The organism is Streptomyces sp. LS1784, assembly GCF_020103755.1.
Taxonomy (GTDB): domain Bacteria; phylum Actinomycetota; class Actinomycetes; order Streptomycetales; family Streptomycetaceae; genus Kitasatospora.
In genome coordinates this window covers 13688-33886 of record NZ_JAHSQD010000030.1, presented here as the reverse complement: position 1 = coordinate 33886, position 20199 = coordinate 13688, and the positions used below count along the sequence as shown (strand labels likewise).

Here is a 20199-nt window from a genome sequence, read left to right as displayed (position 1 = left end):
TGTCGGCGGGCGTGGGCCGGGCGGCCGCGCCGGCCGTGCTGACGGCGTTGCTGGCCTCCGGTCCCGGGATGCTCTGGGTGCCGCTCGCCGCGGCGACCGCGCTGGGGTCGCTGGCAGTGCTGCGGCTGGGCCCGGCCCGGTGACGGGGCGGCCGCTCCGACCCTCCGGATGCGGACGCCGCTCCCAGCGCCGATGCTGGCGGCGAGGCGTGCCGACCCGAGGAAGGACGAAAGGCACATGAGCGAGCGAAGCATGGGGGTCCCCCCGGCCGAAGGCCGGGGGGAAGTCATCGAGAGGTGCGTGTTGCGCGAAGCGCCCGCCGAGCGGAGCGAGGTGGGCGCATGAGCGCACTCGACTTCGAGATCATCGACAGCCCTGACAGCTCGCTCAACAAGACCTCCGTCCTGGTCACCGGCCCGCAGGACGCTCTGCTGGTCGACGCCGGGTTCACCCGCTCCGACGGGCGCCGCCTGGTCGAGCGGATCAAGGCGAGCGGCAAGCGGCTGACCACCGTCTTCGTCAGCCACGGCGACCCGGACTTCTACTTCGGCGCCCAGGAGGTCCAGGACGCCTACCCGCAGGCCCGCTTCCTGGCCACCGCCTCGACCGTCGAGCGCATCCAGGAGACCTACGAAAGCAAGCTGCGCGCCTGGGCGCACCTGGGCCCGGAGCTTCCCACCCGGCTGGTGCGGCCGGAGGTGATGCACAGCGACGAGATCGTCTTCGAGGGCCATCGCTTCGAGCTGCGCGGCGCCGACTTCCACCTGCCGGACCGGCACTACCTCTGGCAGCACCACCACCGCGCCGTGCTGGGCGGGGTGCTGCTCTTCGAGGGCCTGCACGTGTGGACCGCCGACACCCCCACCTCCGCCCAACGGGCCGCCTGGATCGACCTGTTGGACGGCATCGAGGCGCTCCAAGCGACCTGGGTGGCGGCCGGCCACCGGACGGCCGGCGCACCCACCGACCACACCGCCGTCGACCACACCCGCGCCTACCTGCGCGCCTTCGAGACCGAGATCGGCCGGGCCCCGGACGCGGCCGCCGCCAAGGCGGCGCTGGAACGGCGGTTCCCGAAACTGGGACTGCGGATCGCGGTGGACATCGGCACCAAGGTCGCCCTGGGCGAGATGGCCTGGGGGTGAGCTGACCGTGATCGAGATCCCCCGGGACGTCGCCTCCTTCGCCGAGTCGCCCGCCCCCGCCGACGTGGTGCGCCGCCAGTACCTGGCCGCCTCCCGGGGCGACCTGGCCTCGCTGCGCACCACCCTGGCCGAGGACGTCGAGTGGACCGAGATGGCCGGCTTCCCGCTGGCCGGCACCTACCGCACCCCGAAGGGCGTCACCGCCAACGTGATGGAGCGGCTGGCCGCCGAGTGGGACAACTGGACGGCGCACGACGACACCTACGTGGTGGACGGCGAGACCGTGGTGGTGCTGGGCCGCTACACGGCCGTCCACAAGGCCACCGGAAAACCCCTCGCGGTCCGGGTCGCCCACCGCTTCACCGTGCGCGGCGGCCGGATCGTGCGCTTCGAACAGTTCACCGACACCGCGCTGGTCAGGGACGCGATGACCGGGTGAGGCCCCGCGTTCACCCGTACGGGCGAGCGCGGCGCGGCGCGCCAGGTGCGCTCTCGACAGGCCACCCGGACGGCGGCAGGCTGACCCCGACCACGGCCGGAGAACGAGGAGTCGAGCATGGCGGGCACGGACACCGGGAGCACCGGAGCGAGCGGCGGGCGGGAGCGCCCGGTCGTCATCGTCGGGGCGTCCCTGGGCGGCGCGAAGGCGGCCGAGGCGCTGCGCGAGGCCGGGTACCGGGGCGGCATCGTCCTGATCGGCGAGGAGCACGAGCGGCCGTACGAGCGGCCGCCGCTGTCCAAGGGCTACCTGCTGGGCAAGACGCCCCGGGAGAAGATCTACGTCCACCCGCCGCAGTGGTACGCGGAGCACGACGTCACGCTGCGGCTGGGCACGGCGGTGGCCTCGATCGACCCGGCCGGACACACCGTGACGCTCGCCGACAACGGCCGGGTGGAGTACGCCAAGCTGCTGCTGACCACCGGTTCGGTGCCGCGCAGGCTGCCGGTGCCCGGCGCGGACCAGGACGGGGTGCTGTACCTGCGCCGGGTCGAGGACAGCGACCGGATCAAGGCGGCGCTGCGGCCGGGGTCGCGGATCGCGGTGATCGGCGCGGGCTGGATCGGACTGGAGGTGGCGGCCGCGGCCCGGGAGGCGGGCGCCGAGGTGACGGTGCTGGAGGCGCTCGAACTGCCGCTGCTGCGGGTGCTCGGCCGGGAGGTCGCCCAGGTCTTCGCCGACCTGCACCGGGAGCACGGCGTGGACCTGCGCTTCGGCGTCAAAGTGGCCGAACTGACCGGCGAGGGCGGCACGGTGAGCGGCGTGAAGCTCGCCGACGGCACGACGGTGGCGGCCGACGCGGTGGTCGTCGGCATCGGCATCGCCCCCGCCACCGGCCTCGCCGAAGCGGCCGGGCTGGAGGTCGACAACGGGATCAGGACCGACCGGCACCTGCGCACCTCGGACCCTGACGTCTACGCGGCCGGCGACGTCGCCAACGCCTACCACCCGCTGTTCGACAGGCACATCCGGGTCGAGCACTGGGCCAACGCGCTCAACCAGCCGCAGACCGCCGCCCGCGCGCTGCTCGGGCAGCCGGACGCGGTGTACGACCGGATCCCGTACTTCTTCACGGATGCCGAGTGGACACCCCGGCATCCTAACGAGCCGGTGGCCTCACGGGACAAGCTGAGCATGGAATACCTCGGCTACGTCGAGCCCGACGGCTACGACCGGGTCGTGTTCCGAGGGGACGTGAAGGCCAACGAGTTCATCGCGTTCTGGCTCAAGGACGGCCGGGTCCTCGCCGGTATGAACATGAACATCTGGGACGTCACCGACCCGATCCGCGAACTGATCGTCTCCAAGCGCGTGGTGGACACCGACCGCCTGGCGGATTCGAACGTCCCCCTCGGCGACGTCTGAGACACAGCAGGAGCCCTGGTCGGCGACAAGCCAACCGGTCATCGCTGCGGGCCGCACGAACGGGACCGGTTCGGTGGCCAGGGCTCCATCCGGCGGGCGTACAACCCTCGCCGAGTAGGGAGAAACCATGTCGAGCGACCCATCCGGCCGCTTGACCGCCGGTTCCGGTGCCCGACCCGCTCTTCCCCCGAAGGAGTCGTCGGCGATGAAACGATCCCACACCTACGGCGACTGTCACCCAGGTTCTGTGCCGCCGGCGCCAGCCTTGCCGCCAGCCGTTCTCCTTGGGTGAGGAACGGCTCGCCACCGACCCGCGTGGCAGCATCAAGCCGCGCCGCGGCGCCGCTACCCGGATGCTCCATATTCAGGCCCAGGAGCCTCAACAATCAGCGACTGATGGCGCCCAGCGAACTGGAGGCGACCGCCGCTCGGGCCGCCAACCGGCCTGGGGCTACCAGCGTCGGAAAAGCCGCGCGATGGGCATGGATTCGCACGCACGACCTGACGCGACCTGCAAGATCCCATTGCCGTTCCCTCGTGATGCCGGATTGGTATGTAGACACATTCCCCCGGCGGGCATCGGGGTGATAGGACTACGGAGAGCTGATCTTGCGCTACTACCTGACGTGGAGGGACATGGCTGAGGCGTCTGGAGCGGGGGGCGACGCGCCTGTTCCGATCTTCGAAGGGTTCCCGGAGCGCAAGTCACCGGACGTGGTTGTCCTGGCTCCGCGGATGCAGGGTGCACGCCTACCAACGCCGGAGGAGTTCCTCCGTTACGGGTGCAAAGAGGACGAATGGGAGGACTTCACCGCCGAGTGGGTGCATGCCCTGGAGTACCCCTATGTCCGGGTTCAGCGGATGGGCGGAGCCGGAGACAAGGGCGCGGACATCGCCGCCTGCCTCACGCTGGAGGGTACAGAGGGCGAGTGGCACTGCTACCAGTGCAAGCACTACAGCGCAGCGCTTAGGCCGTCCGACGCGTGGCCGGAGATGGTCAAGATCTTCCTGGCGAAGGTCCGCGGTGACTACGAGCTTCCCACGCTGTACGTCTTTGTGGCGCCGAAGATCGGGATCACTCTGGAGCGTCTGTTCCTCAAGCCGAAGGCCATGAAGGCGAAGTTCTTCGAGGAGTGGAACAAGGAACGATCAACCCTCGGAACCGACCTGAGCGCGGAGGAACGGGCTGCCGTCGAGGAACTGGCTCAAGACACAGAGTTCTCCATGTTCCAGCCAGCGGCGATGAAGTGGATCCTGGAGATGCACAGCAAGACCCCAGACCACGTTCGACGCTTTCCACAGCAGCTTCCGGCCCGCCCCGATGTGGAGCAACCGCCGGCTGAACAAGCCGCCAACGAGGCGGTCTTCGTCCGAAAGCTTCTCGATGTCTACAACGAGAAGCACGGCCTGACTCTGCAGACACTGCAGGAGGCCCGGGACCACCAGAAGACCAAGGAACACCTGATCCTCCAGCGCGAAGCCTTCTACAGTGCCGAGGCGCTGCGCGTGTTTGCCCGCGAGAGCGTGCCACCTGCCACCTACAGGGCGATCGAAAACGATCTCTACCATGCTGTCTACGACGTGGCAGACGGCCCGTACAACGACGGATACGAGCGGCTGCGTCAAGTGCTAATTGCTGCATCGAGCCACCACCCCAACCCAGCGAACATCCTGGCTGCGGTCGTGACTGGCCTCGACAAAAAGGGCCTGTGCCACCACCTCGCCAATGACCACCGCCTGACCTGGTGCAAGCGAGAGGAGGAGTGACGATGACCCCCCTCAACGGACCCGTAGAAGTAGGCATCCGAGCACTCGTCCTCCTGACCGAAGCCTTCCCAGACCGCCTGGACGTCGCCGAACTCGTCTACCTCGACCATGCCCTGCTGCACAGCGGAGACTTCGACGGAGGCCCGGACAGTCTCCAACCGGACCTGCCCGCCGGGCCCGGTGAGCTTGGCCTGCGCCGCGCTCTCGTGGAGCAGGGACTGGTTGTACTCCTGCGGGCTGGCCTGGCGGACATGACCACCGACGAGGGCGGCTTTCTCTATGGCGCGACGGAGGAAGCCGCCAGCTTCCTGGAGACGCTCAAGGCCGACTACGTCGGCGCGCTCAAGGACCGCGCCGCATGGCTGGCTGAGCACTATCTCCACGACGGCGTAGATGTTCGAGAAGACATGAAGCAGATCACCCGGCGTTGGACCGACCAACTGCGCGCCGAAGCCACCGGCCACAGAAGGGACGAAGGCCAATGAGCGCCCTGGCCCTGATGCACCTCACCTCGGTAGGCCCGGACAAGCCGCCGGCGAGCGTCGAGTTCGGCCCCCACCTGACTGTCATCTACGGGGCATCCGAGACCGGCAAGTCCTACATCGTCGAAGCCATCGACTACATGCTGGGCGCCACCAAGCTAAAGACAATCAGCCAGGCCGATGGCTACACCCACATGCTGCTCGGCCTCCATACCGCCGACGGTCAGATCGTCACCCTGTGCCGGGAAATGGGAGGCACCAAGGTCGACGTTTTCGAGGACGACCTGCGGAGCCTTCCAGCCGTGGCACCGAACCGAACGCTCAATCTCAAGCATGACCCCAAGGCAGAGAACAACCTGTCCCGCTACCTGCTGAAGATCGTCGGGGTCGACGGCCGGCGGGTCCTGAAGAACGCTCGCCGCGTACTGCGCACACTCAGCTTCCGGGACCTTGCCCACCTCTGCGTCATCACCGATACACCGATGGCAGACGGGCGGTCTCCAGTCCTCGCTTCCCGCCAGACGATCAAGGAGACGGAGGACAAGTCCGTCTTCAAGCTCCTCCTGACTGGCGAGGATGAGCCCGAGGGCCCAACCGGCGCGAGCAACGTTGAGAAGAAGGTAGGCAAAGGAAAGATCGAACTTCTCGACCAGCTCATCACCCAGGCGCAGAGCCGCCTGGAGATCGCAAGCAGCGAATCCGAGCTGCTTGACCAGCTGCGGAGGCTGGAAGAGAGCTTGGTCAACGCATCGGCAGCCGCCAGAGACCTGGTCACCGATCGTTCCGCGCTGGTCGAGCGGGAGCGGCTACTGCAGACGCGGACCACCGTGAACCGCGAACGTATTGGGGAACTCCGCACACTCATCGGCCGCTTCGGACTCCTGCGCCAGCAGTACGAGTCCGACCTCGATCGCCTGCGGATGGTCGCCGAAGCTGGCAGCCTTCTCGGCTACTTCTTCCGGGAAGGCCCATGCATCTTCTGCGGAGCAGCCCCCGAGCACCAGCAGCCCGACCACCAGACGGCCGAGACGGAGCAGCTCCAGGTCGCCGTTGCCGCTGAGATCCGCAAGACGACCGAACTCCATGCCGACCTACTCACCACTATGGATGACCTCGAAGAGCAGCTGAGGTTGTTGGAGGGAGACCACGCCTCACTGATTGCCGGCAGCAGCGCGCTCACCCGCGAGCTCGCCATCCTCGACCAGCGCCTCGCACCACTGAACGAGGACACCAAGGCCATCCTGTCGACCCGAAGCAAGGTGCAAGCCGATCTCTCCATCCACGCCCAGGTTCAACAGCTCGAAGAGATGAGGGCCAGCCTGTCGAGCACGCCGGCCACTCCCGAAACCGCCCGCCCAGAGGGAATTCCCGCATCGGATGTCGCCGACTTCGAGCGCACGATGCACGAGATCCTGGCCTCTTGGCAGCTCCCTGGTGCCAATCGTGTCAGCTACGACCAGAAGACGGCCGAGATCTCGGTGGACGGCAGCCCTCGCGGCAGCCGCGGCAGAGGCATGCGCTCGGTCATCCACGCGGCATTCACAATGGCCCTCGCGCGCTACACGGCGGAGCACGAACTGCCCCACCCGGGCTTCGTCGTACTGGACTCTCCGCTGCTCGCCTACCGTGAGCCCGATGAGGACTTCGTGATGCCCCGCAACGTAGTCGGCCACTTCTTCCAGTCACTCTACGACGAACTCAACGTACAGATCATCGTGGCCGAGAACGTCAACCCACCCCAGGACCTGGGTGAGCAGGCGACGCTGCACCCGTTCAGGACTGCCGGGGCGGAGCGAGTGGGGTTCTACCCTGCGGCTCCAACGGGCTGATCGAGCAGGTGCCAGCGGGGTCAGCATGAGGGTCCGGGGGATGCTGCCAGCGCCGGTGGTGCTGCGGCGGCGGCCGCCATGTCCGGGCCACACACTGTGGCCCGGATGAACTCGGTAGTCACAGGAGGGAAAAGAGCAGTGAGCGCCCTAACCCTGGTGCATCTCACCTCGGTAGGTCCGGGTAGGCCGCCAGCGAGCGTAGAGTTCGGACCCCGCCTAACGGTTATCCATGGGGCGTCGGAAACTGGAAAGTCGTATATTGTTGAGGCCATCGACTACACGCTCGGCGGGCCTCGGATTAAATCAATCCCCGAGTCACATGGATACACTCATCTCCTTTTGGGACTGCGCACTGCTGCTGGCGATGTTCTAACCCTCGCCCGGGCGGTGGGCAGTAATATGGTCGAGGTATACGAGGCGGACATTCGGGACTTTCCCTTTCCTGCCCCAAATCGGCAGCTGCGCGTCCTACACAGCCCGCAAGCGGACAACAACCTGTCCCGCTATCTACTGAAGATCCTTGGGGCGGATGGTCGGAACCTTTTGAAGAGCGCCAGACACGGGCAGTTCCGCACCCTCGGTTTCAGGGATTTGGCCCGCCTGTGCGTGATCAACAGCGAGAGGATTTCCGACACGCGCTCTCCGGTCCTAGCCTCCGGGCAGACGGCGAACGCGGTGGCAGAGAGGTCTGTTTTCAAGCTCCTCCTGACCGGGGAAGACGAGCCAGAGAGTTTTGTCGGCCCCGGCGACGTAGAAAAGAATATCGGGTTGGGAAGGGCGGATCTTCTCGACGATCTCATCGCCGATGCCCAGAGCAGGCTGGCGATCCCTGCCAGCGAATTCGACCTCCAGAATCAGCTTACCCAGGTCGAGGAATCCCTGGCCGCTGCGGCAGCAACCAATGAGGAGCTGGTTGCACGCCGCTTTGCGCTCGTTGAACGCGAGCGGTTCGTATCCTCGCGGGTCGCCGGGAACCGTGAGCGCGCAGGTGAGCTTGAGGCCCTTCTTGGCCGCTTCGACCTCCTCAATCAGCAGTATGAGTCCGATCTTGGACGCCTTCAAATGGTTGCTGAGGCGGGAAACCTTTTGGGCTACTTCTCCCAAAACGGCCCTTGTGTATTCTGCGGGGCGGCACCCGGGCATCAGAACCCTGGGCATCAGATGGGTGACGCGCAGCAACTTCAGGTTGCCGCTGGGGAGGAAATTCGCAAGACGGCTGGACTTCGCGATGATCTGAGCGCCACGATGGCGGACCTTGCCGAACAGCTGCGCACCTTGGAAAGCGAGTATGCAGAGCTCGCCATAGAGACCGATGACATTAGAATTGAAGTAGCCCGCCTCAATGGACTACTCGCGCCGCTAAGCGACGGCATCAATGAACTGCTCACGTCTAAAACTCAGATTCAGGCCGACCTGGCCTTGCATGTTCAGATCCAACGCCTTGAGAGCGCAAAGAAGTCCCGGCCGGATGGAATTCCCGAAGCCGATATTTCCGGCTTCGAAACTGCCGTGCATGCAACTTTGGCGAGGTGGAGAATTCCCGGAGATATTCGCGTCTCCTACAACCAAAAGACCGCCGACATGTCGGTGGGTAATCTTCCCCGAAATATGCTCGGGCGTGGGATGCGCTCAATCGCCCACGCAGCTTTCACCGTAGCGCTTGCCCGTTTCGCGGCAAACCGAAGCCGCCTGCACCCGGGCTTCATCGTGCTCGACTCCCCGCTCGCCTTTGGGGGAATCGGCGCGATCCCTTTCGACGTAATCGCCAATTTCTATCGATCGCTACACGACGACCCGAGTGCCCAGGTCATCATCGTTGAGAACGTTGACCCCCCAGACGATCTCAGCGGCCAGGCGACGCTTCACCCGTTCCATACCTCCGGGGCGAGCAGGAGAGGCTTCTACCCTGCCTGAGCCTGGGCCACTCGCCCGACGGGGGTCGGGCGGCAGTGAGGCCGGCGAGGGATGCCCGTGCGGCACCCCTCCCCGTTCACCAGCGGTGCAGATTGACCACGATGGCCACCACAGCCGCCAGCGCCTGGAGCGCGCCTCGCACGTACTCCAGCCACTGGGGAAGCGGGGTCTCGGCGCCGCGGGCGCTGTCGGCCAGCGGGCGCCGGCGAAACCTGCGCTCGATCATGGGTTCAGCCTCCTTCCGGATCTCGGGCAGGGCCTCGTCGCGCCAGCCCGGAGCGACCGCAGGTCACGGTCACTACCGGCCCTGGCGCGCAGAGGTTTCCTGCGCCTGTGGATAACTGACGGGATGTGGAATAGCCGCAGCTGTCTGCCCGGCTCGATGCTGCGCCGCGTGGCTGCCGCATCGCCCGCCATTACCATCTGAGCAGGAGGCCCGTCTTCAGATTCCCGGCAACTTCGGGGAGTTCTACTTCGGTGGCTGGTCGGACCGCTACCGTCTCGCCATGGCTCGCAGCTCACCCAGCCCCGCCGATGCCCGTCTGATCGCGTACGCCAAGGCCCAAGGGGTCGAGGTCACCGCCCGGCAGTTGGAACGCTGGCGCGGCAAGCCGGACCCGCTGCTCCCGCCCAACGAGCGCACCTGGCCCGGACGGCCGGTCGGCGGCAGTTCCTCAGCCGCCGACGACGAGATCGGCGAGCTGGTGGTGTGGTTGGGGAACCACCAGAAGCAGGGAGGGAGTCGCGACCACCTCATCCTGGGCGCCTTCGCCGAGGGCCTGCGCGTCCCTGAGGACTCTGTACGCGCCGCGTTCGGCTGGCATGTGCTCGCGATGGCCGAGGATCTGCGGAAGAACCTCGGCCCGCTTCCAGCCGGGACCGATCCGGATGACTGGGTGGGGGACGGCGCGTCCCGAATCGCTCTCGAGCATCAACACCGTACGGTCGGGGTGAGCCGACGGATCCGCAAGATCGACAAGGCGTTGCGCGAGCTCCCGGCCCTCGCCGAGTTCTGGCCCACGATCGGCGCCCTGGACGGCTCCGGCGGCGCTGAACCGCTGGACAACGCCGGACTGACGTTCCACTCCGTGCTCGGGATCCTGCTTGGAGCCGACGGCATCGGGCCGGAGACGATCGCCCGGGTCGTTCGAAGCCGCTCCGGAGTCAGTGATCTCAACCCCGGCGCCTACCTGCTGGAGACCAATAACGGCGATCCTCTCCAGGCCCTCCGCGACGCACCCGCACACCGGTTGCCGGGGTTGCCGGAGAGCAGCATCCTTCACCATCTCCATACGCTCGTCCGGGACACTCCGCTGGAGCGACTGCGTGCCGTCTGGCAGGCGGCTGGCACCCTCGCCACGTGGGCGGAGGACTTGTGCGCAGCCGTCGAGGCTGAGATCGCAGATGGCCTTCCCGGGCCGGCCAGCGAGAAGTGGATCTACGGCATGCTGTTTTCGCTCAGCCGGGACCTGATTCGGGTGGGGTTGGCTGAGCCGAACCCGACGCCAAGTCAACAGTGTTCGTCAGCACTGTCGCTGCTGTTCGTGGCGGAGGGGACCGAAGCAGCCCTGGCCGTGGCCGACGAGGGTGGCCGCCACCGTGCCGATCTCCTGACCCCAGCGCCCCTTCGCCCTTTGGTGGCCGGCCTACCCGCCCGGTAGCGAGGCGGCGAGATGCCATCGGATTCGGCGCGCGCTCCTGAGCGCCGGCGCCTACGGTGATCACGTGACATGGTCCGACTTCGAACAGGCTGTAGCCCTCGAGCGGGACACTCTGCTCCGGGCGATGCCGATCATCCCGCCGACCAGCTCAGGCGTTCGGCGGGCAGTACTGGATCCGGCAGACGGTTCGGTTCGCGCGTTCGTGACGGCCGGCGACGTCATGGGGGCCACCCCGGACGGCTGTGTCGCCCTCCTCCGTATCCGACCCCTTCTCTTCGGCGCAGCCTGGAAGATCGCCGATCTCTTCCTCGAGGAAGCCGTCACGCTGGCCGGCGAGACACCGGACCAGAGGCGGGGGTTCAGCATCGAGAGGAAGCGGGCGCTCGCGCGAGCCCAAGTGGGCACCCCAGCGTTCCTCCCGGCGGACATATGGAAGGCCACTGCACTCACCTACGACGGGACAGCACTGCTTCGCAACAGCTTGGTTCACCAACTGGTCTACGTCGACAGCTCGGACTCGCTGGTCGGCCACGACAGCAATGGTGGAAAGCTTAGGCCCCTGACAGCCGACGAGCAGGAGGCATTCGTCCACCTCGCGCTGCGGCTGGTCGAAGCGGCCCATCAGCAGCAGATCGACCCCCGCACCGACGGCGATCTGCGGGCACAACTCGCGCGGCTTAAAGGGATTCACAAGGAAAGCCTTGCGGGCGCGGTCAAGCTAGTCCCGGTCCCAGAGCTGACGGTGGTCCTCGACCTGGGGCCGGACGGTAGCTCGTACCTGCTCGACGTGCCCGACGTGCGGTCACGGTCACCCTTCAAAGGTGACCAATACTGCGATCTCGTGCTCCAGTTCCGTGACCGCCCTGGCCTAATACTGCAACCGCATCTGGGGGTTGTGGCCTCGGCGTTTGTAGTGGGAGCGGCGGGCTCGGGCCTGGCTGCGTCGGCGGAAGCGTGACCAGCGCAGATGGTGCTCGTTGGTGTGGTGGCGGGGTGTGACGATGAGGTGGCCCATCAAGCGGCGGATCTCGGGGACGCTCAGGGGTATGAGCTCGTTTTCGTCGTCGCTGGTGCCCCTTTTGCGGCTTCTTGGGCCCGGACGGCGGTCAGATAGGCCAGGGTGGCCATGGCCAGGGTGATGTGCCGGTACCAGGCCCGGTAGAGCCGGACCTGGTAGTGGTCCAGGCCGCACTCGTTCTTCGCGACCTGGAACGACTCCTCGACCGCCCACCGGGCGGCGGCCACCTTGACCAGGTCTTTGAGACGGGTGCCGACGGGGCCGTAGCAGACGTAGTAGGCGATCTCGCTGGGGTCGCTGACGGATCGGCGAGCCAGGACCCAGTGCCCGAAACCGTTCTCCCACACCGGGCGGATCACGACACGAGCCCAGTCGTAGATCCGCTCGCCGTGCGCGCCCTGGCCACCGGACAGGCGCTTCCATGCCTGCCGGAGCAGCGAGTTGATCAGGGCGTCCACGCGGGTGTTCGTCCCATTGGCGGTGATCACCGTGTCGTTGACCTTGGTGGCCATCACGTGGGCGATGCGGCGTTCCTCCAGCCAGAACCGCAGGTGCTTGACCTGCCCGTATGCCTCGTCGGCGGTGACCCACGCGAACGGCACTTCCGCGTCGATCGCACGCTGCAGCATCCACTTCAGGTGTTCGTTCTTGGTCGCGAACGGCACCTCGTCGTCGATCCCGGCGGCCTGGCACCGCGCACGGTCGTCGGTCCACGACTTGGGGAGGTACAGCTCGCGGTCGATCAGCGCGCGGCCTTTGGACGAGGTGTAGGCCAGGAACGTGCCGATCTGGCAATTTTCCGTCCGACCGGCGGTGCCGGTGTATTGGCGCTGGACGCCGGCCGAGCGGGTGCCCTTCTTCAGGAACCCCGTGTCGTCGCCGATCAGGATTCCGTCCTTGGCGCCGATGGTCTCACAAAGTCGCGCACGTCGTCGCGGACCGCGTCCGCGTCCCACTCGGAGTGGTTGAGCAGGCGCTGGACGCCGTCCGGGCGTGACTGGCCGACCTGTTCGGACAGCGTCCAGCCGTTTTTCCGCTCCAGGGGCGCCAGCAGCCCGGTCAGGTAGTCCAGAGCACGCTCCCGTGGCTCCGACCTGCCGAAACGGTGCGCGAAGCGGGCATGGAAGCCCACTATCCCCTCGGACCACGACTCGACCTGCTCAACCGTCAGCTCATCAGCACACAGTCATACCAACGACGCCGAACGCCAGCGGTAACGACAGATGCGGTTGCAGTACTAAGCCTGCGCGGACGCCTAGAAGATGCACCGGCCGCACCGGCCTCAATCGAGCCCAGTCGGCCACCGGAGTGGCTGAGCCGATAGGCACGCTCCCGCACCCGTCGCCGGCCATCACGCAACCCGCGGTACCCGGCGCCGATGACCGACCGGCGGTGCTACGGGTGCGAGAGGGCGTCACGGGCTCTGTGCACCCGGGATTCGCTCGGCATGCGCCGGCTCCCGATCCGTGCGGAGGTACTCCTCGAGTACGCACTGCCGCTCAACAGCCAGCGCGCGGACGCCATACTCGCCGGCGTCCACCCGACCACGGGCGAACCGTCCTACGTGGTGGTCGAGCTCAAGCAGTGGAGCAGCGCGCTGCCGGAGGACGGCGAGCCCCTGCTCTGCCGGGTCGACGCCTACACCCGGCCGGTGCTGAACCCGATCGAGCAGGTCCGCGGCTACTGCGACTACCTGGTCTCCTTCAACGGCGGACTCGCCACCCACCCCGAGCGGCTCTCCGGCGTGGCCTTCCTCCACAACGCGACGGAGTTCGGCGTCCAGGGCCTCTACGAGGTGCCGCAGGCGAGCGCGGCCGGCTCTTCACCGACGAGCGCCGCGGGGAGTTCATCCAGTACCTCCAGTCGAAGCTGAAGCCGGTCTCCGGCGCCGACGCGGCGGACCAGTTGCTCGCGGGCAAGGTGGCCCCGTCCAAGCAGCTGATGGCGGTCGCCGCCGAAGAGGTCCGCGAGCGCGAGCAGTTCGTTCTGCTGGACGAACAGCGGGTCGCCTACGAGCTGGTGCTGCGCGCGGTCCGCCAGGCGCAGCAGTCCGACCACAAGGAGGTCGTCGTCATCACGGGCGGGCCCGGTACCGGGAAGAGCGTCATCGCGCTGTCCCTCCTCGGGGCTCTGCACGCAACTGGGTCCAGCTCGTTCACCACCACGATGCGTCGGGTCGCTGGCGCCCGGAAGCGTGCGGTGCAGGACCTGTTCAAGTACTTCAACAGCTTCATAACCGCCCAACGCAACGGGCTCGACAGACCCGGAGACGCACCAAGTTCGTCGCCAGTGAAGTCGACCGGCAGCCGGTCGGTCAGCCAGTTGCGGGCGGGGCAGGGTGAGAGTCCAGCGGGCCCTGGCGGGGGGCGTGGTGGGCGGCCTGCTCGGCATAGGCATGGGCGTAGCCGAGGTGCCGGTTGCCATTGGGGCGCCGACGTATTTCAGTGCCCAGTCGTAGGCGCAGGCGGCGTACTGGTGGTAGCGACGGGCGGTCGGGCGATGTTGGTGTCGGCTGCGGTCTGGCAGTGCCGGTCGCGGCCTTGCGGCGGCCGGTCACGGGCCGCCTCGATGGTCTCCGCTGTGGTGGGATCGGGGGCGGCGGCGGCGATCTCGCGGTCATGGAGAGCCTTCGGATTGCACAGGGCAGCTTCGCGGGCCTGCATCAGCTGGAGGTGGTGAGGCTGTGCGGCTGCCCCGCCACGCCAGCCTCTCCAACCCCAGCCAAGCCAGGAACGTCAACTAAAGTTTTACATAGTGCAGTTGACAGGTGGAGGCGCAGGCCAATGCATAGGTCAGTCCGCGCGGAGCAGTTGGGCTCGGCGGGCGAGCTCGGCGGCGCCGTGGACTCCTCGCCTGGCGTAGAGGCCGAGGGCGGAGTGCATGGTGTCCAGCTCTGTGCGGTTGCGGCGGGAGGCGACGCCGTCCATCAGGTCAAGGCTCTGGCCCCACAGTCCGACGGCTTCCTCGTAGCGCCCTTGGGCTGCGACGGCCTTGGCGATGTTCGCGAAGGTGGTGCCGCGCAGGCGGTGGTAGGTCTCTGGTCGTCGGCTGTCCAGGGCGGTGCGGTAGTGACGTTCAGCGGCCTTGTTGTCCTTCATCGCGGTCAGGGTCCGGCCGGTGTGGGAGGCCACGGTGGCCGCGGCCGGGCCGGCGGCTGCGGCGTAGGTGGGGATGGTGTCGGCGCCACCTGCGAGCATGGCGTCCTCGGCGGCGAGGATGAGCTTGGCGGCGGTCGCACTATCGCCGTCCGTCCCGTGGGCACGGGCCGCGGTGATCAGCAGCAGTGCCTCGGTTTGCCGGTCGACCTTTCCGTGCGCCCGCTCCATCGCCGCCTGGGCAAGGTCGACGCAGCCGGCGGGCTGTTTCAGGTCGAGGGCCTGGTGGACGAGGGCGCGCATCGTCCATGCCGCGTGTCCGGCAGGGTCGCCCTCGCAGGCGAGCTGGTGAGCGAGCAGGTAGAACTTCTGCGCGGCGCCTTCCCGGCCGGCATCGTGGCATTTCCAGCCGATCAGGGTGGCCAGCTCAGCGGCCGCGCCGAAGGCACCGCAGCGGATCTCATCGTTCGGGAAGGCGCCCGCGTGGAGCATGGGGGTGACGACGTCGTCGAGGTAGGTGGTGATGGCGGCCAGGCCGTGGCCGCCGCCGTGCCGTTCGTCGGCGGTGCGGAACATCTCGGTGAACTGTCGTACGGTCTCCAGTTCGCCGGCCCCGATGCGGCGGCCGTTGGCGACGGCGCGGAGCATGGCGGCGGCGGCTTGGTGGTCGTAGGTGAGCGGGAGCGCGACGGCGGCGGTGGAGAAAGCGAGCGCGAGGAAGTCCCGGCGGCGGTGCACGATGAGCCTCCTGAGATCGGCGGCGGCGGCCAGCGGGTCGGGGTACATGGCGTCCTCGACCGGGTCGCAGCCTAGGGCGAGTTCGGCCGGCGTCACCTTGCGCTGGAGCTTTCGGCTGAGGGCTTCGGCGAGGTAGCCCGGCGTCCGGCCGGTCGGCGTGCCGCCGGCCACCCAGTAGTGGACGGCCGAACGGGAGGTGCGCAGCGGCTCTCCCGCTTCGGCCGCGACCGTGCGGATCGCCTTGGCGAGCGCTTCGTACGTGCACCCGGATTCTTGGATGACTGCGGCAAGTTGCTGGTTGCGTTGCTGTCGTTCAGTCAATTCAACCTCCCTAGAACGATCTTGAACAGATTGAACGGGGTCGGTGAGCCGCCACCGTACCGCTGCCGGGTGATCCGGCGTTTCACTGGCGGAACCCAACCACACCCCCTCAGGAGGTTCATTCCTCATGGCTGACGTGTCCTCCGATCCGCGGTTGCGGCAGCTGGACGGCGCCACGGTGCTGGTCACCGGTGGCGGCGGCCTGGTCGGCAGCCGCATCGTCGCGCAGCTCGCCGCCGCCGGGGCCAGCCCGCTCGTGCTCGACCGCTTCGACGCCTACCCGCACTCGGTGCGGGACCGGTTCGAGGTGGACCGGCATGCGGCCGAGGTCGTCCTCGGCGACGTGCGGGAGCGGGCCACCGTGAACTGGATGGTCCGGCGGGCGGACTTCGTGGTCCACGCGGCGGCGTACGCGGACGTCGCGGCGTGCACCCGCAGGCCCGACATCGCGTTCGCTTCCAACGTGCACGGCACGCAGGTCCTGCTGGACGCCGTCGCCGGGGCCGCGGTGAAGCGTCTGGTCTTCGTCTCGTCCGCCTCCGTGTACGGCAACGGCGTCCCGGTCGGGGACGGCCCGTCCCGGTTCGCCGAGGACCAGCCGCTCGACCCGATCTCCGTCTACGCCAACACCAAGGTCTGGGCGGAGCACCAGGTGCGGCTGCTGCTCTCCGGCACCGGGACGGAGCATGCGATCGTGCGGTACTTCTCCGTCTACGGCGAGCCGCAGGTGCCCAAGCCCGAGTCGCACTCGTGGATGGTGCCGTGGATGGCCATGTCCGCCCACACCGGGCGGCCGATCCAGCTCAACGGCGGCGGCCGTCAGGTGCGGGACATGGTGCACGTCGAGGACATCGCCCGCGCCACCGTCCTCGCCCTGGTCACCGACCGGATGACCGGGCGGACGGTCAACGTGGGCACCGGCGTGGCCACGACGGTCCGGCAGATCGGCGAGCTGATCGCCGGCCACTACTCGGGCGCGGAGTTCATCACGACGCCCATGCCCGCGGGCGACCCGCGCGGCGGCTGCGCCGACACCCGCCTGGCCACCGACCTCCTCGGCTGGCAGCCCGGCATCACCCTGGCCGACGGCATCAGCCGCTACGTCGCCTGGCTGAAGGTCACCCCCGGAGCGATCCCGGACTGGTTCACCACTCCTCCCGCTCTTACCCCCGCCACGACCTCGGCCGCGCTGGCCGCCTGAACGAAGGGATCACCCCTGATGCATGTCGTACTGCTCGGCGGAGCCGGCTACCTGGGCACCGTCGCCTCCCACCACCTGGCTGCCCTCGGCCACGACGTCACCGTGGTGGACGGGCTGATCTACCACCGCGAGGACGACCCCGCCGCGCTGCTTCCCCGTACCGCCCGCTTCGTGCACGGGGACCTGCGCGACGCCGCCCTGCTGGCCCGCGTGAGCGCGGACGCGGACGCCGTGGTGCACCTGGGCGGGATCGTCGGCGAGCCGGCCAGCCAGCTGGACGAGCAGCTGGCGGTCGAGCTCAACTACGCCTCCCCGATGATCGCCGCCGAGGCCGCCACCGCGGCCGGGGTCGGGCACTACGTCTTCTTCTCCTCGTGCAGCGTCTACGGGCTGCACGAGGGCACCGTGGACGAGGACACCGAGCCCAACCCGCTGGGCATCTACGCCCGCACCAAGGTGCTGGCGGAGCGGCGGCTCCCGGACGTCCTCGGCTCGCAGAGCGCGCTGACGTGCCTTCGCCTGGCCACGGCGCACGGCGCCTCGCCCCGCCAGCGCCTGGACTCGGTGGTCAACAAGATGGCGTCCCACGCGGCCTCCAGCGGTAGCATCCCCCTCAACGGTGGCTCCCAGCGCCGGCCGCTCGTACACGTCGGCGACGTGGCGCGGGTCCTGGCCGGGGTACTGGAGCAGCGGCTGACCGGTGCCTGGAACCTGGGCAGCGACCCGGAGAACCACACCATCGGCGACATCGCCGCCACGGTGGCCGAGGTCGTGCCCGGCGCGGTGATCGACCGGGGACCTGAGCGGAACGAAGCCGACGCCCGCGACTACCGGGTGAGCTTCGCCCGGATCGAGCGGGCGCTGCCCGGCGCGTGCGCCACGACGCTCAAGGACGGGGTGCGGGAGATCGCCGACCTGGTGCTGACCGGCGCCGTCACCGACCCCGGGCAGGCGCAGTACGACAACCACCGCGGGCTGCTCGGCGCGGTCACCTCCGGGAAGGTCGGCCGTTTGGAGAGCGCCGACTGCCGCCGGTACGGCGCCGAGTACAGCAGCGAGTGGGAGGCTTCATGACCGTCGACGTGCCGGCCGAGCCGGCCACCACCGCGCCATTTCTGCCGTGGAACCGGCCCTCGATCGGACCGGAAGAGGAGGCGGAGGTCATGGACACCCTGCGTTCGGGCTGGCTGACCCACGGCCCGAAGGCAGCCCGGTTCGAGGAGGCCGTGCGGGACGCGCTCGGCGTTCAAGACGCGTTCGCGGTCTCGTCCTGCACCGCGGCCGTGCACTTGGCGCTGCTCGCGGCCGGGATCGGGCCCGGGGACGAGGTGATCACGCCCAGTCTGACGTTCTGCGCGGTGCCGAACACCGTCGTCCAGTGCGGCGCGCGCCCGGTGTTCGCCGACGTCGACCCGGTGACCTTCAACCTCGACCCTGCGGCGGCCGAGGCGGCGATCACCCCGCGGACGAAGGCGATCGCCGTCATGCACTACGCTGGCCAGCCCTGCGACATGGCCGCGTTCCGCAAGCTGTCCGACGACCACGGGCTACTGCTGATCGAGGACGCCGCCCACGCGCTGCACGCCTGGCGCGACGGCGCGCGGGCCGGCTCCGTCGGAGACCTGGCCGTCTTCTCCTTCTACGCCAACAAGGTCATCACCACCGGCGAAGGCGGCATGCTCGCCGGGCGCGGCGACCTCGTCCGGCAGGCGCGGCTGCTGGGCCGGCACGGCATCGACTCCTCCGCCTGGCGGCGGCACGGCGAGCGGCACACGGCCGACTACGAGGTCACCGTCCCCGGCCTCAAGAGCGTGATGCCGGACATCACGGCGGCGGTCGGCATCCGGCAGTGGGAGAAGCTGGCGGACTTCACCGCCGCCCGGGCCCGGATCGCCGCCGCCTACGACCGGTCCCTGGCAGGCCTTCCGGGGATGCGCCTGCCGACCGTCCTCAACCGGGTCCGGCACGGCTGGTTCCTGTACCCGGTGCTGATCGAACCGGCCTCCGGCCGGTCGCGGGACACGGTGGCCGAGGCGCTGAGGGATGTGCACGGGATCGGCACCAGCGTGCACTTCACGCCGGTGCACCGGCTCGCGGCGTACCGGGAGCTGGAGTGCCGCCTGCCGGTCACTGAAGAGGTGGCTGCACGGCAGCTGTCCCTGCCCTGCTACCCAGCCATGACCGCGGCCGACGTGCAACGGATCATCGACGCGATGCACACCATCTGGGCCTGACCAGCACAGCTGGTCCCAGCCACCGAGCGTTCGGCGGCTGGGACCAGCGATCAGAAGATCGGCGGGCGCCCCAGCTGGGCCATCCGGCGCACCGTGCTCCACCGCATCGGCCGACGCGGCGGGCATGCCACCCGCGCGCCCTCGAAGAAGCCGCCCCACCACGCCTTCAAGCCCTCCATCGGCGGGCGGCGCAGCAGGGTGTAGCCGATCCAGGAGGCGAGGTAGATGGGCACGAGTGGGGCGGGGAGGTGGCGTTTGGCGAGCCAGACGCGGTTGCGGGCGGTCATGCGGTAGTAGGCGGCGTGGCGGGCGGGGTCGGTGCGGGGGTGCTGGAGCACCATGTCGGCGCGGTAGTCGATGCCCCAGCCGGCGTCCAGGGCGCGCCAGGCGAAGTCGGTCTCCTCGTGGGCGTAGAAGAACGGTGCGGGGAACAGGCCGACCTGGTCGATCACGGTCATGCGGATGGCGTGGCCGCCGCCGAGGAAGGTCGTGACCGGGCCGGACTGCATCGGGTCCGAGGCGCCGAGGCGGGGGACGTGGCGGCGCTGGGTGAACCCGGTCTCGTCCGCGATCCGGAAGGAGACGATGCCCAGCTTCGGGTCCTGCTCGAAGGCCTCCCGGATCATCCGGAAGGTGTCCGTGCGCGGCAGCAGTCCGTCGTCGTCCAGCACCACCAGCACGTCCGTGCCGCCGAGCTCGCGCAGCCGCTCCACGCCGGCGTTGCGGCCCCCAGGGATGCCCAGGTTCTCCGGCAGCTCCACCACGTCCACCCACTGGGGCAGCTCGGGCAGCTTGACGCCCTGCCCAAGGACCACCGTGCGCACCCCGGTGTCGGCGCCGTCCTGGGCCTGCACCGACTCCAGCAGCGCCGCCAGCTCGGCGGGCCGGTTGCCCATCGTCAGCACCACCACGCCCAGCGTGACGCCCATG

General features: G+C 68.5%; 15 protein-coding genes and 3 pseudogenes. 14 read left to right on the top strand and 4 right to left on the bottom strand.

What is annotated here, in order from left to right; translation table 11 throughout:
* The first annotated feature begins 341 nt into the window (after positions 1-341).
* From KS423_RS06635 to KS423_RS06600, 8 genes and pseudogenes are all read left to right on the top strand, one after another.
* Positions 342-1145, top strand: coding sequence for an MBL fold metallo-hydrolase (locus KS423_RS06635; RefSeq protein ID WP_224276020.1), 804 nt, complete (start codon positions 342-344; stop codon positions 1143-1145).
* 7 nt (positions 1146-1152) lie between these two features.
* A complete protein-coding gene (locus KS423_RS06630; RefSeq protein WP_374119909.1) occupies positions 1153-1584 on the top strand; it encodes a nuclear transport factor 2 family protein in 432 nt (143 codons plus the stop codon).
* A gap of 117 nt (positions 1585-1701) precedes the next feature.
* Complete coding sequence (locus KS423_RS06625; protein ID WP_224276018.1) at positions 1702-3009, top strand: NAD(P)/FAD-dependent oxidoreductase; 1308 nt, start codon at positions 1702-1704, stop codon at positions 3007-3009.
* A gap of 609 nt (positions 3010-3618) precedes the next feature.
* On the top strand, positions 3619-4776 hold the full coding sequence (locus KS423_RS06620) for an ABC-three component system protein (RefSeq protein WP_224276016.1): 1158 nt from the start codon (positions 3619-3621) through the stop codon (positions 4774-4776).
* A 2-nt stretch (positions 4777-4778) separates the two neighbouring features.
* Positions 4779-5261, top strand: coding sequence for an ABC-three component system middle component 2 (locus KS423_RS06615; RefSeq protein WP_224276014.1), 483 nt, complete (start codon positions 4779-4781; stop codon positions 5259-5261).
* Positions 5258-7087, top strand: coding sequence for an ATP-binding protein (locus KS423_RS06610; RefSeq protein WP_224276012.1), 1830 nt, complete (start codon positions 5258-5260; stop codon positions 7085-7087). The genes KS423_RS06615 and KS423_RS06610 overlap by 4 nt, the downstream gene beginning before the upstream one ends.
* Positions 7088-7165: 78 nt before the next feature.
* Positions 7166-7375: pseudogene (locus KS423_RS48420) on the top strand (AAA family ATPase); the annotation flags it as partial.
* A gap of 111 nt (positions 7376-7486) precedes the next feature.
* Positions 7487-9001 carry a hypothetical protein gene (locus KS423_RS06600; protein ID WP_224276023.1) on the top strand — a complete coding sequence of 505 codons (1515 nt, stop codon included), beginning with the start codon at positions 7487-7489 and terminating at the stop codon, positions 8999-9001.
* Between the two features lie 76 nt (positions 9002-9077).
* Here KS423_RS06600 and KS423_RS06595 read toward each other — a convergent pair whose 3' ends face one another.
* The gene (locus tag KS423_RS06595; protein ID WP_224276010.1) at positions 9078-9227 is read right to left on the bottom strand and encodes a hypothetical protein; all 150 of its coding nucleotides are present in this window, start codon (positions 9225-9227) and stop codon (positions 9078-9080) included.
* Between the two features lie 280 nt (positions 9228-9507).
* On the opposite strand from KS423_RS06595, the gene KS423_RS06590 reads away from it, so the two are divergent.
* Positions 9508-10662 (top strand): hypothetical protein, encoded by a 1155-nt coding sequence (locus tag KS423_RS06590; protein ID WP_224276008.1) that lies wholly within the window; start codon positions 9508-9510, stop codon positions 10660-10662.
* Between the two features lie 64 nt (positions 10663-10726).
* A complete protein-coding gene (locus KS423_RS06585; RefSeq protein WP_224276006.1) occupies positions 10727-11620 on the top strand; it encodes a hypothetical protein in 894 nt (297 codons plus the stop codon).
* A gap of 80 nt (positions 11621-11700) precedes the next feature.
* Here KS423_RS06585 and KS423_RS06580 read toward each other — a convergent pair.
* Positions 11701-12851, bottom strand: a pseudogene (locus KS423_RS06580) (IS701 family transposase).
* Between the two features lie 300 nt (positions 12852-13151).
* Between KS423_RS06580 and KS423_RS06575 the strand changes: the two are divergent.
* Positions 13152-13939: pseudogene (locus tag KS423_RS06575) on the top strand (DNA/RNA helicase domain-containing protein); the annotation flags it as partial.
* A gap of 533 nt (positions 13940-14472) precedes the next feature.
* On the opposite strand, the gene KS423_RS06570 reads toward KS423_RS06575, so the two are convergent.
* Positions 14473-15834 (bottom strand): tetratricopeptide repeat protein, encoded by a 1362-nt coding sequence (locus KS423_RS06570; RefSeq protein WP_224276004.1) that lies wholly within the window; start codon positions 15832-15834, stop codon positions 14473-14475.
* Between the two features lie 127 nt (positions 15835-15961).
* Between KS423_RS06570 and KS423_RS06565 the strand changes: the two genes are divergently transcribed.
* The 3 genes from KS423_RS06565 to KS423_RS06555 are packed head-to-tail and all read left to right on the top strand — an operon-like array spanning position 15962 to position 19269.
* Entirely contained in the window at positions 15962-17035 is a 1074-nt protein-coding gene (locus KS423_RS06565) for an NAD(P)-dependent oxidoreductase (RefSeq protein WP_224276001.1), read from the top strand.
* A gap of 18 nt (positions 17036-17053) precedes the next feature.
* Positions 17054-18109, top strand: coding sequence for an NAD(P)-dependent oxidoreductase (locus KS423_RS06560; RefSeq protein ID WP_224275999.1), 1056 nt, complete (start codon positions 17054-17056; stop codon positions 18107-18109).
* Positions 18106-19269, top strand: a complete 1164-nt coding sequence (locus KS423_RS06555; RefSeq protein ID WP_224275997.1) for a DegT/DnrJ/EryC1/StrS aminotransferase family protein — start codon at positions 18106-18108, stop codon at positions 19267-19269. The genes KS423_RS06560 and KS423_RS06555 overlap by 4 nt, the downstream gene beginning before the upstream one ends.
* Positions 19270-19319: 50 nt before the next feature.
* Here KS423_RS06555 and KS423_RS06550 read toward each other — a convergent pair whose 3' ends face one another.
* Positions 19320-20198 carry a glycosyltransferase family 2 protein gene (locus KS423_RS06550; RefSeq protein WP_224275995.1) on the bottom strand — a complete coding sequence of 293 codons (879 nt, stop codon included), beginning with the start codon at positions 20196-20198 and terminating at the stop codon, positions 19320-19322.
* Position 20199 lies beyond the last annotated feature (1 nt).